Source organism: Nitrosomonas aestuarii (assembly GCF_003046585.1).
In the GTDB taxonomy this organism is placed as follows: Bacteria; Pseudomonadota; Gammaproteobacteria; order Burkholderiales; family Nitrosomonadaceae; genus Nitrosomonas; species Nitrosomonas aestuarii.
Genome location: NZ_QAAE01000011.1, coordinates 68,385 through 84,667 on the forward strand (window position 1 = coordinate 68,385; position 16,283 = coordinate 84,667).

Annotated in this window: 13 protein-coding genes; 4 read left to right on the forward strand and 9 right to left on the reverse strand. The window is 42.2% G+C overall.

All coding sequences use genetic code 11. The features are described 5' to 3' along the window. Positions 1-13 precede the first annotated feature (13 nt). The 5 genes from C8R11_RS10560 to C8R11_RS10580 all read right to left on the reverse strand — a co-directional run bounded on the left by C8R11_RS10560 (position 14) and on the right by C8R11_RS10580 (position 6,204). Positions 14-1,354, reverse strand: a complete 1,341-nt coding sequence (locus C8R11_RS10560) for a replication-associated recombination protein A (protein WP_107795663.1) — start codon at positions 1,352-1,354, stop codon at positions 14-16. Beyond that, positions 1,338-1,985: an outer membrane lipoprotein periplasmic chaperone LolA gene (gene lolA, locus C8R11_RS10565; protein WP_107795664.1), complete on the reverse strand. Its 648-nt coding sequence runs from the start codon at positions 1,983-1,985 to the stop codon at positions 1,338-1,340. The genes C8R11_RS10560 and lolA overlap by 17 nt, the downstream gene beginning before the upstream one ends. A 60-nt stretch (positions 1,986-2,045) precedes the next feature. Then, positions 2,046-4,343 (reverse strand): DNA translocase FtsK, encoded by a 2,298-nt coding sequence (locus C8R11_RS10570; RefSeq protein ID WP_107795665.1) that lies wholly within the window; start codon positions 4,341-4,343, stop codon positions 2,046-2,048. A 161-nt stretch (positions 4,344-4,504) separates the two neighbouring features. Continuing rightward, a complete protein-coding gene (locus tag C8R11_RS10575; RefSeq protein WP_107795666.1) occupies positions 4,505-5,443 on the reverse strand; it encodes a GGDEF domain-containing protein in 939 nt (312 codons plus the stop codon). Between the two features lie 341 nt (positions 5,444-5,784). Continuing rightward, on the reverse strand, positions 5,785-6,204 hold the full coding sequence (locus tag C8R11_RS10580) for an RDD family protein (RefSeq protein ID WP_107795667.1): 420 nt from the start codon (positions 6,202-6,204) through the stop codon (positions 5,785-5,787). A 637-nt stretch (positions 6,205-6,841) separates the two neighbouring features. On the opposite strand from C8R11_RS10580, the gene C8R11_RS10585 reads away from it, so the two are divergent. Genes C8R11_RS10585 through C8R11_RS10595 form a run of 3 tightly spaced genes read left to right on the forward strand, consistent with a single transcriptional unit; the run spans position 6,842 to position 8,744 of the window. Continuing rightward, positions 6,842-7,540, forward strand: coding sequence for an energy transducer TonB (locus tag C8R11_RS10585; protein ID WP_107795668.1), 699 nt, complete (start codon positions 6,842-6,844; stop codon positions 7,538-7,540). Between the two features lie 4 nt (positions 7,541-7,544). Beyond that, a complete protein-coding gene (locus C8R11_RS10590) occupies positions 7,545-8,318 on the forward strand; it encodes a MotA/TolQ/ExbB proton channel family protein (RefSeq protein WP_090698388.1) in 774 nt (257 codons plus the stop codon). A 3-nt stretch (positions 8,319-8,321) separates the two neighbouring features. After that, positions 8,322-8,744, forward strand: coding sequence for an ExbD/TolR family protein (locus tag C8R11_RS10595; RefSeq protein WP_090698386.1), 423 nt, complete (start codon positions 8,322-8,324; stop codon positions 8,742-8,744). 26 nt (positions 8,745-8,770) lie between these two features. Here C8R11_RS10595 and C8R11_RS10600 read toward each other — a convergent pair whose 3' ends face one another. The 4 genes from C8R11_RS10600 to C8R11_RS10615 all read right to left on the reverse strand — a co-directional run bounded on the left by C8R11_RS10600 (position 8,771) and on the right by C8R11_RS10615 (position 13,432). Then, a complete protein-coding gene (locus C8R11_RS10600; protein WP_107795669.1) occupies positions 8,771-10,069 on the reverse strand; it encodes a dicarboxylate/amino acid:cation symporter in 1,299 nt (432 codons plus the stop codon). Positions 10,070-10,210: 141 nt separating this feature from the next. Beyond that, on the reverse strand, positions 10,211-11,341 hold the full coding sequence (locus tag C8R11_RS10605) for a S1C family serine protease (RefSeq protein WP_107795670.1): 1,131 nt from the start codon (positions 11,339-11,341) through the stop codon (positions 10,211-10,213). A 55-nt stretch (positions 11,342-11,396) separates the two neighbouring features. Continuing rightward, complete coding sequence (locus C8R11_RS10610) at positions 11,397-12,569, reverse strand: alkaline phosphatase PhoX (protein ID WP_107795671.1); 1,173 nt, start codon at positions 12,567-12,569, stop codon at positions 11,397-11,399. A gap of 158 nt (positions 12,570-12,727) precedes the next feature. Beyond that, positions 12,728-13,432: an MIP/aquaporin family protein gene (locus C8R11_RS10615; protein WP_090698379.1), complete on the reverse strand. Its 705-nt coding sequence runs from the start codon at positions 13,430-13,432 to the stop codon at positions 12,728-12,730. A gap of 370 nt (positions 13,433-13,802) precedes the next feature. Between C8R11_RS10615 and C8R11_RS10620 the strand changes: the two genes are divergently transcribed. Then, the gene (locus C8R11_RS10620; RefSeq protein ID WP_107795672.1) at positions 13,803-16,265 is read left to right on the forward strand and encodes a hypothetical protein; all 2,463 of its coding nucleotides are present in this window, start codon (positions 13,803-13,805) and stop codon (positions 16,263-16,265) included. Positions 16,266-16,283 lie beyond the last annotated feature (18 nt).

Consider the following 16,283-nt stretch of genomic DNA (forward strand, 5'->3'; position numbering starts at 1 on the left):
TTTCTTTTTCAACTTAACGATTTTGCCTGGATTGCTTTTGTTTTTTTGCCTTTTGATCCAGACTGCGTAAATAATTCAGTTTTTCCTGAATTTTATTTTCAAGACCGTTCCGTGTCGGCTGATAAAATTGAACATCAGGCATCGCATCCGGAAAATAATGCTCTCCGGCAACATAAGCTTCCGGATAATCATGTGCATATCGATAGTCACGACCATGCCCCATATTTTTCATTAGTTGTGTCGGTGCATTGCGTAAGTGTATGGGTACCGGCCTAGATTTATCATTAGCAATGTAAGATCGTGTTTTTTTATATGCCATATATGCGGCATTGCTTTTGGGCGCGCAGGATAAATATAAGGCTGCCTGCGCCAGAGCAAGTTCTCCTTCAGGACTTCCAAGCCGCTCATAGGTTTCGCACGCGCTTAATGCGATTTGTAACGCGCGTGGGTCTGCCATGCCAATGTCTTCAACTGCCATTCGAATCAGACGACGTCCAATGTAAAGTGGTTCAGCGCCACTATCGAGCATGCGACATAACCAATAAAGTGCTGCGTCGGGTGACGAACCGCGAACTGATTTATGTAATGCAGAGATCTGATCATAAAATTCGTCGCCGCCTTTATCAAAGCGGCGCGTGTTGCGTGACAGTGCATTTTGTACATGCTGTGTATCAATTTCGGTTATTTTTTCGACTTCTGCCGCAGTAATTATTTGCTCAAACATATTAATCATGCGCCGTGCATCTCCATCTGCAAAAGCGATAATGAATTTGCGAGCATCATCGGAAAATTGCTGTGGATTTGGCATATTTTCTAGCGCGCGTTTAAATATTTGATTCAAATCATCATCGGTCAACGCAACTAAAGGGTACACTTGAGCACGTGAAAGCAGTGCGCTGTTGACTTCAAAAGACGGATTCTCGGTGGTTGCACCGACAAAAGTAAATAGCCCCTGTTCAACATGGGGTAAAAAAGCATCTTGTTGTGATTTGTTGAAACGGTGCACCTCATCGACAAATAGAATAGTATGACGTCCATTATGCTGTAAAACCTTCTGCGCGCGCTCTATAGCATTACGAATTTCTTTTATCCCGGATAACACAGCTGATAGTGAAATAAATTCAGCGTTAAAAGCATTGGACATAATTTGCGCCAGGGTTGTTTTGCCGGTCCCTGGTGGGCCCCATAAAATCATGGAATGCGGTTTCCCGGATTCAATTGCCAACCGTAAAGGTTTTCCGTTTCCTAACAGATGATGTTGTCCAGTAAATTCATTCAATGCTTTTGGGCGCAATTTTTCTGCGAGCGGAGATTTGAGTACTTGGCTGGTAGTACAATCACTCACTAATGACATCGGTACCTTCCGGTGGAACAAATTTAAAAAAACCGTCAGGCAAACTTGGGTTTTTTATAAGATCGGAAAAAGTTAAGTAAGTTGTCTGACCGAAATTATCCCTTAAGGCCATAAATTGTAAGTTACCTGCTAGAGAAAAACCCAGTTGGATGAATTCAAATGCACTGTCTTTATTTTTGGGTATCGCTTCCATCCATTCAATGTCGTCTTGCAACCCGAGATTTTGCAGTTCAAAGTTCTCTTCAATAGCTGTGTTTCCGGCTAATAATGCAGCTGGGCTACTGCCGATGGCAACGTTAAATTTACGAATGGTTACCTGGTTTAAATCATGATCATAAAACCAGACTTGCTTGCCATCACCAATAATGGATTGTTCGTATGGCACCTGATAAATCCAGCGAAATTTGTCTGGACGTTCAAATTCGAGCGTACCGCTTGAGTTCTGTATCGCACGTGCGTTTTTGTCGTACAAAGTTTGAGAAAAATTTGCACGTACAGTTTGTGTTTCATGGATGAATGTTTTCAGATTGTCGACGGCTGCAGCCCAGGTAACGATAGGAGTACCTTGGAGTAAGACAAGCAGAAAAAAAATCAGGAAAGAAACACGAGTACGGTTTAATGTGCGGTTCATACTATCGCTTTAGGATTGAGCTATGAATTATATAAGAATTACAACAAAGCTGTTTTTAATCTATTCGCCGCGTGCCGGAGCCAAAACTTCACGGTTACCATTACTTTGCATGGCAGATACCAGACCGGTACGTTCCATTTCCTCGATCAACCGTGCTGCTCGATTATAGCCAATACGAAGATTTCTTTGTACCAATGAAATGGATGCACGACGTGTTTTAATAACAATTTGCACAGCTTCGTCATAAAGTGGATCACTTTCTCCGCCAGTCTGTTTTTTGGAATCATCCATGAAATCTCCACCGTTTCCTTCTTCGTTGGTGCTCAGAATTTCTTCTACATAGCAAGGTTCGCCATGTTCTTTAAGATATTCCGCTACTTTGTGAACTTCATGATCCGCAACATACGCGCCATGAATGCGCTGCGGGTAACCACTGCCTGGTGGTAAATAAAGCATATCACCCTGACCCAATAAAGTCTCTGCGCCCATCTGGTCAAGGATAGTTCTTGAATCAATTTTACTGGAAACCTGGAAAGCTATTCGAGTCGGAATATTTGCTTTTATTAATCCGGTAATTACATCAACAGAAGGACGTTGAGTCGCTAACAATAGATGAATTCCTGCGGCACGGGCTTTTTGTGCTAGTCTGGCAATTAAATGTTCAACTTTTTTACCGGCCACCATCATTAAATCGGCTAATTCATCAATGACTACGACAATCAGTGGTAATTCACTGAGCGGCTCGGATGTTTCATCTGTAGACAGTGGGTTATATAGAGGTTCCTCATTTTTAGCTGCATCGCGAATCTTTTGATTGTAGCCGTTCAGATTACGTACTCCCAACGACGACATAAGTTTATAACGACGTTCCATCTCGGCCACCGACCAGCGCAATGCACTAGCCGCTTCACTCATATCGGTGACAACGGGCGTTAAGAGATGTGGAATACCTTCGTATACAGATAATTCCAACATTTTCGGGTCAACCAGAATCAGGCGTACTTGCTCAGGCGTGCTTTTATAAACTAAGCTTAATATAATGGCGTTAATGGCAACAGATTTGCCAGAGCCTGTAGTGCCCGCAACCAATGCATGCGGCATTTTGGCAAGATCGGACACCACCGGGCGTCCGCTGATATCTTTACCTAACGCTATTGTCAGCGGAGATGCTGTGTCGGCATAAGGTTGTGAGCTGAGAATTTCGAGCAGGCGAACCGTCTGCCGCTTTGGATTGGGAATTTCCAATCCCATTGTTGTTTTGCCTGGGATTGTTTCAACTACACGGATGCGTGCGACAGAGAGTGCACGCGCTAAATCTTTTATCAGATTAATAATCTGATTACCTTTGACACCAATTGCAGGCTCAATTTCATAGCGTGTAATGACAGGGCCGGGATAAGCTGCAACGACCTTAACGACAACGCCAAACTCTTTCAGTTTGTTTTCAATCAAACGTGATGTTGATTCGAGTATTTCTTTGGACAGAACTTCTACATCTTTTTCAGGTTCATCGAGTAAGTGCAAAGGCGGCAAGCAGGATTCTGACAAATTTGGAAAAAAAGATTTTTGTTTTTCTTTTACGGAGCGTTCTGATGGGGCTAAATTGTTTGCAGGTAATTCAATATGGATAGGTGTGTTTTCAATTACTTGCTTTTTTTCAAATGCAAAGATTTCTTTAGGTTCATATGTTTCTGTCCACTTTGTTTGCTTATTCTGTCTGTTAGACCATTGTTTCTGAACCAATAAAGTGTAATTTTCAACAACTTCGCCTATTTTCTCGACGAAGCGCACCCACGATAAACCTGTAAATTGGCTAAAACCAATTGCAATTAAAATCAAGAGCGTCATGGTTGCGCCTGTGAATCCGAGAAGTTGAGATAAATAAAAGCTGATGCCTTCTCCAAATAAGCCACCGGACAGATACGGAAGTGAGACATCCAGTGTATAGAAACGAAGAGATTCCAGTCCGCTGCTTGCTATCAGCAATAAAAGAAACCCGCCAATTGACAGCATGATTGAGTGACGATCGAAAATACTGGCAATATCTATGCGGCGATAACTCCATGAAACAGTAGCAAAGAAAAATGCCACCCACCACCATGCCGATACACCAAACAGATATAACATAAGATCGGCCAGCCAAGCACCAATGTGTCCGCCCGCATTTTGGATATGTTCATAATCACCACTATGAGACCAACCAGGATCTCCTTGATCATAACTGTAAAATATTAAAATGAGATACAGCGCTGCGCCAACAAGTATTAGCCAACCGGATTCACGTAATAATCTGGATACACGCGGCGACAGAGGACGACCACTTGATTTGTTGGCCATTGGTTTATTAATCAAACTCATGAATATAGCAAAGCGTTAAAGCTTTATTTGATCTAATGAGGTATTGATTATATAAGAAATTCGAATAAAAAAACGAGGATAGCCAGAAATTGACAAATTATTTATACCATAAGTGCTTATATAATCGATTGTTATCGTTTTGATAAATTTGCGGAAATTAACTATCCTGATCTAGGCCGGCATAAAATTGCAGGAATATGCGATTTTCCGGTATTCATGGTTTCTGGAAAGGTAGCAACTTGATTAACACCATTCTCTTTAGCGACTGATAAAGCTTCCTCGGCGCGTTTGTATAGTCTATGTAAGTTGTCTCCATCGTCGAGCATTGTTATACCGACGCTCACTGTAAAGCCGTGTTGTATGTCTGGTTGATTCATTCTGGAAACTTTTTCACATAATGCATCACTTGCATCTTTAGCTTTATTGATATCTGTTTCAGCGTATAAAACCACAAATCTATTCTCGTCGACGCGGTATAGCTGGTCTGAGCTTCTTATCGATTTTCTGATCTCGTAGGATATCAACTTGATACTATGGTTGTTCAGGCCATAAGTGAATTCTTCTTTATTATTAGCCGAATTGCAATGCGCGATATCAAAGATAGCCAGTGATAAATTTCGCTTGTACCGATTACTTCTGTTAATTTCGGTTTTTACTTCTTCCTGAAAAGCCCGATTATTTTTACAATTTGTTAACGGATCAATATACGTTTTAGTCATTAGTGTAAAAAGCTCATGATTTACTTTTTTTATTTTAAGTACCATGTATGCAGTGATTGTAATGATCATTAGCCCCAGAATACGGTTAGTTAATATTACCTCCATAGGCGCTACTATCCCTGGTGACAGAAAAAAACCCAGTACAATGAGCGATATTCCGATAACTGTTGCAATATAAGTGCTTCGATTGTTTTTAAATCCTAAACTCGCAAAAACAATCAGCGCGTAAGGTGTGCCCGCCGCCACACCTAAAGGTGTGTGAAGATCAAATAAAAAGATACTTAGTGATGTGACCAATAAAAACAACCAAAAAAAATGATTATTGTATTCACTATCAACTAATTTTAGTTGAGTCGCTTTTGGAAACAATATCGAACGCATATGGCAATTTCCCCTTCAAACAGAAGTTGTGAAATAAATATTAATTACATATACTTACGTCATAATTTTACTTTTTATAATCTTCAGTCGAGAAAATTTATATCTATTTGTATAATAAATTAATTTTAGCATACTGCTTTAGCAATTTTTTTCTTAATACGAATGTATAAATTAATCACTATGTACAGAACACAAGAAAAAGTTGGAATTGATATATATGATATTTATTGTGTATAAAAGTTTACTACCATCTATATTCATGTTATTAAATCTAATGGCAGAAGATAAGTAAAACTGATTTGCATCAAGCTCAGATGTGCTAAAAAGAAAGAAATGGGCTTTTAACTATCAAGGGTTTTAATAATACGTGTACCTGCTAATCTGTCATGTAAAAATTGGTGCTCGCGATCAACAAATGCCCACAGTAGACCGACGCCAAAAAATAAAACACCAATAACTGCAATTAAATAGCGAGTAATAGCGATGCGATTACTCAGTCGATTTCCATCTACTGTAACAACACGTATTTTCCAAGTCTGCATTGCCAGGGTTTGCCCTCCACGCGTCCAGAACCAGATAAAATAATAACCCATGATAATCAATAAATAAAATTGATATAAAGGTATGAAATAAACAGCGTTTGCATCACGAAAAATAAGATGGAAAATAAAACTGGCAATGAAAATAATTGCCAACAAAATTAGAGATTCATAAATAAGACTGATGGAGCGTCGCCAAAAACCGGGAAAAGAGAATGTCATATATTTTTACTTTTTGATGTTATGGCAAGCAGCATTTCACTATGACCAACTGTGGATAGTATTGCAAGATTACACGTAATTCAATAGCAAATTGAATACTCTATTTCTGTTGGCATTCTGGCAATGACTAGTTGAGAATCGTTCGCTGGAACTAATATTGTTACTATCAAAGTATTGTTACACTGATCTTTGCACACACTGAAGTTGATCAGTTAGAAAAGGATATGATCGTAGCGTTTGCAGCACTCGATTAACTGTAACCTTTTCTATTTGCGTTATCCATTCTGGATACATACATATTGTTATCCTCATGCACAGATTTAGATTATAAAAAAAACTCAACAAATTTTATGTCGCAAAGCAGCTTATTCTCATTTAAGAATGGCGTTTCGTCACACGTCACACTATTGTAATGAAAATTTAAATTAAATTGTATTGATAATTATTCTCGTTTATATTATTATTAAGAGTTTAACCGACTTCCTTAACAGGGCTGCTGGTAACAGGTTTTTTTCGGGTGATGTGTTGAGTATTGTCAGATTCGTGGCCGGCTTAAAATCGCTAAGCTCATTTTCATCATTTACATATATATGGAAGAAATTAAACGGCTATTGATATTGGTGTTGATTATCCTATAATGCAATCACTGTCACAAAAAAATATTGATTATTTAGGATCAAAGCAGAATTTTATTTCTTTGCCAGGATTGTTTTTTGTATTAATGATCCATGGAATATTGTTTTATGTGCTGTGGAATCAACGTATGTTGCCGCCACCAGAGCAAATGGTTACTTTGTTTGCGGAAATCATTTCGCAACCTGCCCCAAAAATGGCACCAGAAGTTAAGCAGGATCCTGCACCTGCCAAGTTGAGGCCAGTCAAAAAACCCGAGCCAAAGCCCAAAATTAAACAACTGGCCACAAAAGCACCCGAAGTGCCTAAACAGGAACCAATTGTGTTGCCAGAGCCTGAACCAGTTACCGAGCAAGTATCAGTCGCTGAACCTGTTATTGAGGTACCGCCAAGGCAAATGGAAACAGGGCCTGTAACGCTATCTACTGAATTATCGGTATCATGTCCCAGATTAACGGCTCCGACATATCCAGCTATTTCGCGTCGTATGGGCGAGGAAGGAAAATTGGTATTGCGTGTCGAGCTGGATGAAAGCGGTACTATCGACAATGCACGGGTAGTTGACAGTAGTGGGTATACGCGTTTAGACAATGCAGCATTGGAAGCGGTGAAAAATTGGCAATGCAGACCATCAATGCGTAGTGGTCAACCGGTTCGCGCAATAGCGTTGCAACCTTTTAATTTTGTACTGCAAGGAAATTAAATTAATGGAACAAGGACTTGGTTTTTCTAACTTTCTCGCTCAAATCGATGGCGTAGGTATCAGTGTACTGGTATTGCTCATTTCGCTCTCGATAGCAAGTTGGTACCTGATTATTACAAAAAGCATATCCAACTTTATTGCGAAAAAACGTGCAACTGCATTTTTGAAGCATTTCTGGAGTGTTGAATCGCTTGATGTAGTAAGAAAGTCTTTCAATAACACCCCGCCAAATAATGCTTTTGCAGAACTGGCGAAACTGGGTATTGAAGCAGCTGCCGATTCTAAAATGCACGATTCGCAAAAGCTAGCTGCTGCGGGTGGAACCAGCGAATTTCTGACACGCGCTTTGCGTAATGGCATTGACCAGGAAGCGGCCCGTGTTGAAAACGGATTGACACTCATTGCATCCGCAGGTTCTGCAGCGCCGTATATTGGTTTGTTTGGTACGGTATGGGGTATTTATCATGCTCTGATTCAAATTGGTTTGTCAGGGCAGGGGACTTTAGACAAAGTGGCTGGTCCTGTGGGTGAGGCATTGATTATGACTGCTTTAGGGCTTGCAGTCGCGATTCCAGCTGTGCTGGCATATAACGCGTTTGTACGCCGTAACCGAATCTGGTTAGCACGTTTGGACGCATTTGCACACGACCTTTTCGTATTGATAACCATCGGTGATAGCAGCAGCATTGACAGCGCGGTATCGTTAAAGCAAACATCCCCCATGCCCCGTACCATTGCGCCAGCGACAACGTACTCAACTCTTAAAGAGAGGGCGTAAAAAATGGCTTTCGGCAGTATGAATAGCAGTGGACAACAGGCCCCTATGGCTGAAATCAATGTGGTGCCACTGGTTGATGTTATGCTTGTTTTGTTGATTATTTTTATCATTACTGCGCCCTTGTTGACACATTCTGTCAAAATTGATTTGCCTAGGGCTGAGAGCACGCCCAATATTACACAACCAGAACATGTTGAGTTAGCCATACGTACAGATGGCAATCTATTCTGGAATGGGGAACCGGTATTGCTTGATCAGTTATCGAGCCGGTTTGCTGCAACAATTGATCAGGAACCAAGAACTGAATTACATATTAAAGCCGACAAGCTGGCACACTATGAGCATGTAGCACGCGTCATGAGCATTGCCGCTAATGCCGGTATGGCAAGAATTGGATTTATTACTGATCCGACTTTGCAAGAGTAGCGTTCAGAACTTTGTTTGATAGTTTCTTATTCTTTTTGTGTCGGAGTACTTGGGAAATGTACAGATGACAGTGTCCCAGCCGAAGGATCATTAAATATATCCATTGACAGGTTGTCCTCGCTTCGTGCAACGATCACTGTAATGACTGCGTCACCTGTCACATTCACAGCAGTGCGTAACATATCCAGCAGGCGATCAACACCCATAATTAGTGCAATACCTTCAACCGGGAGTCCGACTTGGCTGAACACCATAGCGAGCATAATCAGACCCACGCCCGGTACGCCTGCAGTACCGATAGAAGCCAGTACCGACATACCGACGACCGTCAGGTAACCGGTTAAACCGAGCTCGATTCCATAAACATTGGCGATAAAAACCGTTGCGACACCTTGCATGATAGCGGTGCCATCCATATTGATTGTTGCACCGAACGGTACAATAAACGAAGCGGTTGAGTTATCAACCCCCATTCGTTTTTCAACGGTTCTGAGTGTTATTGGAATAGTGGCATTGGAACTGGACGTGCTGAAAGCAAAAATCTGTGCAGTACGCATTTTTTTGAGGAATTGAACAGGATTAATTCTCCCTAATAGTTTTAGTAAAACCATCAATGTTCCTGTTGCGTGACAAATCAAAACAATTACAACTGCGCCAAAATAGCCGATCATGGGTAATATCAATCCAAGCCCCTGCATGGCAAAGGTCTTGGCCATTAGCGCAAATACACCGTATGGCGCAATAGACATCACTACATTGACTAACTGCATCATCACTTCATTCAGTTTTTCAGTAGTATCGATAATTGTGCGTCCACGCTCACCAATCATCAATAAGCAAATAGCAAAAAGCAATGTGAAAAAAATAATCTGTAACATGTTGCCTTCAGCAAACGCGGCGACGGGGTTATCTGGTACAAGATCAATCAACACCTGCGTCAACGGTGGGGCTTCTGGCGCAATAAATTCGTTTTGCGATGTGGGTGAAAAATCAAATGTCTTACCCGGTCCAATGCTGATAGAAACAATAATAGCCAGTGAAATTGCCAGCGCGGTGGTTAACAAAAACAAGAAGAATGCTTTAATACCGACACGCCCCAATTTATTAATGTCACCAATGCCGCAAACACCGCAGACCAAGGAGAAAGTAACCAGCGGTACCACGAGCATTTTGAGTAAATTGATAAAAACCGTACCGACAACATGAAAGAGCCCTTGCACAAAATAGATTTGGATAAATGCATTGTCTTGAGCAAAAGCGTCAATCAAGCTACCCAGTACAAGCCCAGCAAACATCCAGATGAGTATTTTTGTAGTCATGTTCATGGGTATGGACTTTAAAGTGACGCAATGGGTAATTAAGACTTTGTAAACGAATTGTATGACAGATACACAGTGCAGCGAATTAGTCGAGCGATAACCGTTGCGTTTTAATCAAACGCATGACGAAAAAAAGTGAAACAGTGTTTACTCACCGGGTTGTAGTGTTAAAGAAACATCCAGTTCTTGTCTGTTTCTTAAAACTGTAACTTCTATGGTATCACCCACGCGAAACTCGTCGATGCGCGCAAGCAGTTTCTCTACCGAATTAACTGGTTTGTTATCAATGGCAACTATAATGTCTTTGGGTATTATTTCACCGTCCGGTGAAATGACTGCGCCTTTGAGTCCGGCCGCATCAGCGGCTGAACCACGGCTGACGCCCAGGATTACTACGCCGTTAACATTCAGCACGCCGGTCAGCCGATCGTTGAATTTGCCGTCTACGGTGATACCTAACGCCGGACGAATATATTTGCCTCGACTGATGAGTTGCGGAACAACACGGTTGACGGTATCGACAGGTACTGCAAATCCAATGCCTGCACTTACACCGCTGGGACTGTAAATGGCGGTGTTTATACCAATTAGACGTCCCGCCGAATCAAGCAGTGGACCGCCAGAGTTGCCTGGATTAATAGCAGCATCCGTTTGTATCAGGTTATCAATGGTGCGACCGCCTTCGCCCGGTAAAGAACGATCTAGTGCTGAAACAATGCCGGTTGTTAATGTCCAATCCAGGCCAAAGGGATTGCCAATGGCAAAAACTTTTTGTCCGACTTTAAGGTCGCGACTGGTGCCGAGGGCGACGGGTACGGGTCGCTGAAAGCCGATACCGATTTTTAACACCGCAATATCATGTGCAGCGCTTGCGCCAACCAAAGCAGCCTTGTAATCGCGGCCATCCGCTAAGCGAACTTTTGCTTCGCTGGCACCCCTGATAACATGAAAATTGGTGATGATATGGCCATTATCATCCCAAATAAAACCAGAGCCGGTACCGCTTGGAACAGAAAAAATATTGCGTGTCCAGGCATCCATGACACGTTGACGTGTAGTGATGAATACAACTGAATCACGTGAATTTTCAAATAATGTAATAGTGCTTTGTTCATCTTCTGCCAGATTGCCGCGCGGCTCAACGATACGTGGTTCAGCATGTTCACGGTGATCACCCGGCATAAAAAAATCAAATGAGCTGCGCATGAATATGATGAGCAGTATGACTATTAATGTTAACCAGATTAAACGGGATAAAAATCGACCGTTATCGGACATATGGGTTCGCTCCTTACACAGAATCCAGGTAATTTATTATTTTGATGCGTTCTAGCTAGAATGGCCCAGTGATTTCAAAAGTAATACCACCTTCTGATTTTCCTGAAGTGCCACGTTGAGAACTGAAGTATAAACGTGAACCATCCGGACTGAAAGCAGGGCCTGTTATTTCTGAACGATCATGATTTACGACTTGCAACAATGGCAGGACTGAGTTCTGATTGAGGACAACAATTTGCATATCACCACCGTCTTCAGCAACAAGCAGCTCGCCGGATGCATTGGCAGTAATATTATCGACCCCGGTCAACACAGGGTGCATGAATACAGCCGCATTATAAATAATATTAAGTTCTTTGTTATCAGTACTGTAGGCCCAGACCCTGTTGTCACCTTTGGTGGTAAAATAAACGAGCTTTTCTTGGTACCAGATACCTTCTCCACCATTAAAGGGTGTACGCTCGGGTATCTGATAGCGAGTGGGGGTGTCGGTTGCCCGCGGATCGGGAAGCGCATGCCAGTGTACTTTTCCAATACGACCACCAATTACTTCGGCGACTTCTAATATGCCGTTGTCAAGATCAGGATTACCCGCAGTGTCAAATTCATTGGCAGTATAACGATACAGGCAGCCGTCGGGTTTATCTTCAGTTAAATAGAGCTGTTTCTTTTGCAAATCGACCGCAACAGCTTCATGACTGAATGTGCCCAGCGCAGGTCTCAGGCGTGGTGGCAGTTTACCAAAAGGATCACATTCCCAAACTTGGCCTTTATCGACCTCTTCGCATGACAACCAGGTCTGCCACGGGGTATGACCACCGGCGCAGTTCCGGCTGGTGTTTTTAAGGATAGCATATGCGTCAACAACTTCTCCTTTTTGATTAAAGCGCAATGCGCCGACGCCGCCTGCCTGGTTTTCAAGTTCACTATTGGAAACATAAATCCATCCGTCATCCCCTTTTATGGCAAATGTGGCGCCACCATCAGGCGCAGCATGCCAGTTATAATCAAAAAGCGTTTGGCCGGAACGGGCAACAATGCGGGATTTAAATCCTATAGGAAGTCGCACGCCATTGGAATCGGGCGGCTGCAAGCCACTCCTCGCTGCGCGAATCAGCGATGCAGCCTGGCCGGGTACCGATGTCCAATGGCCCGAGAAGAAAATACCCAATCCGCTTATCAGGCTAAACTTGAGAAGCCTGCGGCGTTGATGCTCAAATATGTTCATGCTGATTATAAATCATGGTTTTTTTGTGTTTAAAATATTGAACCAAAGAGCTTATCAAAGAATGCCACGTTAAGATTAGATTTATTCTAAGTCACCCTAAGTCACCCTAAGTCACCCGTGATTTGATGAAGTACAGGCTGATTGGAAAATTTTACTTTTTATAGAATGCTGTAAACGACAGCGGCCAAAAGTCCGCCAATAATGCCTCCAACTATCGGAACGTACGCGTAACCCCAATCGCTATCCCGTTTATTAGGTATTGGAAGTATCGCGTGCATAATACGCGGTCCCAGGTCGCGTGCAGGATTGACTGCAAATCCGGTTGGTCCCCCAAGCGATAAACCAATACCAAAGAGCAGTAACGCTACAGGAAGTGCATCTAATGCACCTAGGGTGGTTTGAGGTGAAACAATCATCATGATGCCAAAAACGAGTACAAAAGTCCCTACAGCCTCTGTAATGATATTGTGTGCCGGACTTCTGATTGCCGGGCCGGTGCAAAATGCAGCTAATTGGGCATCGGGATCGGTTGTCTGGTCAAAATGCTGTTGATATGTGATCCATACAGTCAAAGCGCCCAGCATCGCGCCCAGCAATTGTGCTATTGCGTAGCTTGGCACATCCACCCATGCAAATTTTCCTGCTGCAGCCAAACCAATGCTGACGGCAGGATTCAAATGCGCACCGCTTGAAGCAGCCACCGCATATACAGCGACAAAAAGTGCAATGCCCCAGCCGGCTGCAATTGTTAACCAACCGGCATTATTACCTTTGGATTTATTAAGCACCACATTGGCAACGACGCCATTACCTAACAAAACTAATATAAAGGTTCCAACTAATTCACCTAGAAAAGGACTCATATGCACCACCCTGAATTTAAAATGAAAATTAAGTTAATATTAAATGAATGCACAAAAATTGTAAGAATGCATTTTATCTGGGCATTTTACTTAATTTATAACTTGAGGAAATTATTACATAAAACGTTGGCCAATGAAATGTTGACTTAACAGCATGGAAATAGCAGTATAAGTAATTAAAAAGTATACGCTTAAGTTTAAGAATATGACGTTTATTATATGTACATATTAGATTTATTTTACGGATGTCTGCTATCGGTAAATCCGCCAAGCGCTGTATGAAAGGATTCATATAGCTTGAGCGCCATAGTGTCGACTTGCAATTCATATATGAATATGCAATGATCGAATAACAAGGAGGGTAATATTTATGACGGCCTTTCTCAGCAGCAAACACTTTCCGACTGACTCAAGCGGTGAAGACCAACATCTTGAAGATGTTCTAAATAATATTTTAGAACATGACTACAAAGGCAGCTTTTTTACAATGCTTGCCCAATATCAGCGTATTCTTGCTGACAACAATCAAAAGCTTATCTGGCCGGAAATTCATCAGAAACTTGAAACTTTGTTTAAATGCGGTAAAGCAGAAGTTTTAAGTGGTCCCATGATCGGTATACCCATCTCCATACGTGACAGCGATTACTTCAAACACAGTGACGAGTTAAATATAAATGAGCGCTCAGTTATCGCCAGTATTGAATGGATGGCTACTGCATGGAATGCAACCTATGCGGATACGGGTTTATGGATGGGTAAGACTTTTGAGCCTGTATCACGTGAGACGGTTGCTGAAAAAACGCATAATCACACTCAATCAATAAAAGCATATGATCCAACATTGACACGTATTGGGCGAAATTATTTCCGCGAACCACCCGATTCAAATTTTATTCAAGCCGTTGGTTTGCCTGCTTTAACAGAATTGTGGCATTTGAAAGATCGGCCGATGGATGCAGATACTAGAGGTTTTGATTGTAAACTTTTACCCGAAAATCTGACCAGGGAAAAAGTAATCCCTTACAGTAAAACAGGCGGGTATTTTCTGTGCAATTCTGGCAAATCGGTCGTGCCTGAAATGAACAGCAAGGATGTTTACCAACTGGATTATCGCTGGCCAGCATTGATGCCCAGTTATCCCATGACGTGCTTGATCGATGAAATAGTGCGTATTGATGACAGTATCTATCTGGGTCAATTGGTTTTTGCTACACGGCATTTCAGCCTTGGCAGTGTCCCGCTCCCCAACGGGAAAGTTATATCGATTGGAGAGGATTACCCAGAGCGTGGTTTATGGGAAAAAACCAAACGTATTTTGCAAATGGGGAGACAGGACGACGTGCATTATTACGGATATCAAAATAATGGTTTCTTTTTGATGGTTGATCCAGATTCTGCAGAAACATTTTATGCAGATGACGCTTTCCCACAATTGCGGCCACGTTCTGGTGAGATCGGTTTCCTTGAGCTTGGCTACGATCAGCTTGTAACGAATGCTGGCAGCCATGTTCCCATGACAGTTACTGCAAAACAGTCAAAGCAGTGGCCCGAAATTTCTGATTGGACCAATGGTTGGAAACAGAGCGCTGCCGTCGAGCGCAAATTCACATCTTTTATTCTCGAAGAATCTCCATTGGAAGTACAGGATGAATATGTCGAAGACATGCTTCAAGACGGTGAATCAATACTCCAGATGCTGCAGCGTATCAGCTATGAAATTTCCGCACAAAACAATCCGCAAGATCAGTTAAAAAATTTTGAAAAGCTGAACGCTCTGTTTCGTCGGGGCGTTGCCCCCACTGTTACAAATGGTCTTTTTCAGGGTAATGGTGAAATCGGCTTTAACTGTCGCCTAGATAGTGATGAAACAAACAGCTGGTATGGCGAACCGGTTCATAGCACCGGATTTGATTATTATCATGGCGCCACGCTTAATTTGCATTGTGGATTTACTGAAGGTTTTTCTATGGATTCGACTGATCAGCAGAATGATAATGCACTTTTTCCCAGCGCACTGGCAAATATGCTGGATAATCATCCGCCACCAAATCTGCTCAACATGACATGGCATTCTATTGGGAAATTCATTTTTCCCTGGGCCGGCAAATCGTTTGAAAAAATATCAGGGCGTAAGTTGAGTATGCTTCTGGATGAGAGCGACGATTTGGATGACCGTTATCCTGAGCGTGTAGATACCCTTAAGTCATTTCTGGCCAGCCGACCACATTATAACCTTATTGAAAAAAACAAGGCGCACTTTTGGAAAGCTGATGGCGTTTATGTAAAACATCTGAAAAGTGGTGCCTGGGATCAAGGCATGTCGGATGAAGATAAAACTTTTTGGGAACATGAAGCTGCCACACACTGGGTGGATGGTAATAATATTCAAGATAAACGTATTGTCGCTGCTGATCCGTTAATGCGCATTGTTGACATGAATTATCGCGTACCCGATGCGTCCTTTCTGGCCGCCGCCTCCGACGGACCATCACCCTTTGCAAGGCAGGGTTATATTTTTCTTGGTACAGATGACAGGGAATCTGTACTTCCGATGAATAATAACAAGAACAAAAAGAAAAAAGTTTTTCAGTTTCATTATCGGTTCCCAATGATTGGCGGTCCGACACCAATTGGTTATTGTCTTGATGAACTTGTTGAAATCGCAGATGGTCTTTATTTAGGGCAATTGATTTATTCGACAGCTTTGGGCTTGCCATTTCATTCATCGGTTGATTCGGATGAGTATAGATACCAGCTGTTTGGATATTTTCTTCTGCTCGATGATACGTGGCAGTATCACAGATTGGCGATCGGACTGGATACGCTGCAATAATCATATTGGAGGAAATAC

What these genes read in the sequence shown, in the direction of transcription:
- C8R11_RS10580 (WP_107795667.1), bottom strand. Translation starts at nt 6,204, where the DNA reads ATGACATTCTCTTTTCCCGGTTTTTGGCGACGCTCCATCAGTCTTATT.
- C8R11_RS10595 (WP_090698386.1), top strand. Translation starts at nt 8,322, where the DNA reads ATGGCTTTCGGCAGTATGAATAGCAGTGGACAACAGGCCCCTATGGCT.
- C8R11_RS10600 (WP_107795669.1), bottom strand. Translation starts at nt 10,069, where the DNA reads ATGAACATGACTACAAAAATACTCATCTGGATGTTTGCTGGGCTTGTA.
- C8R11_RS10575 (WP_107795666.1), bottom strand. Translation starts at nt 5,443, where the DNA reads ATGCGTTCGATATTGTTTCCAAAAGCGACTCAACTAAAATTAGTTGAT.
- C8R11_RS10610 (WP_107795671.1), bottom strand. Translation starts at nt 12,569, where the DNA reads ATGAACATATTTGAGCATCAACGCCGCAGGCTTCTCAAGTTTAGCCTG.
- C8R11_RS10585 (WP_107795668.1), top strand. Translation starts at nt 6,842, where the DNA reads ATGCAATCACTGTCACAAAAAAATATTGATTATTTAGGATCAAAGCAG.
- lolA (WP_107795664.1), bottom strand. Translation starts at nt 1,985, where the DNA reads ATGAACCGCACATTAAACCGTACTCGTGTTTCTTTCCTGATTTTTTTT.
- C8R11_RS10620 (WP_107795672.1), top strand. Translation starts at nt 13,803, where the DNA reads ATGACGGCCTTTCTCAGCAGCAAACACTTTCCGACTGACTCAAGCGGT.
- C8R11_RS10615 (WP_090698379.1), bottom strand. Translation starts at nt 13,432, where the DNA reads ATGAGTCCTTTTCTAGGTGAATTAGTTGGAACCTTTATATTAGTTTTG.
- C8R11_RS10560 (WP_107795663.1), bottom strand. Translation starts at nt 1,354, where the DNA reads ATGTCATTAGTGAGTGATTGTACTACCAGCCAAGTACTCAAATCTCCG.
- C8R11_RS10605 (WP_107795670.1), bottom strand. Translation starts at nt 11,341, where the DNA reads ATGTCCGATAACGGTCGATTTTTATCCCGTTTAATCTGGTTAACATTA.
- C8R11_RS10590 (WP_090698388.1), top strand. Translation starts at nt 7,545, where the DNA reads ATGGAACAAGGACTTGGTTTTTCTAACTTTCTCGCTCAAATCGATGGC.
- C8R11_RS10570 (WP_107795665.1), bottom strand. Translation starts at nt 4,343, where the DNA reads ATGAGTTTGATTAATAAACCAATGGCCAACAAATCAAGTGGTCGTCCT.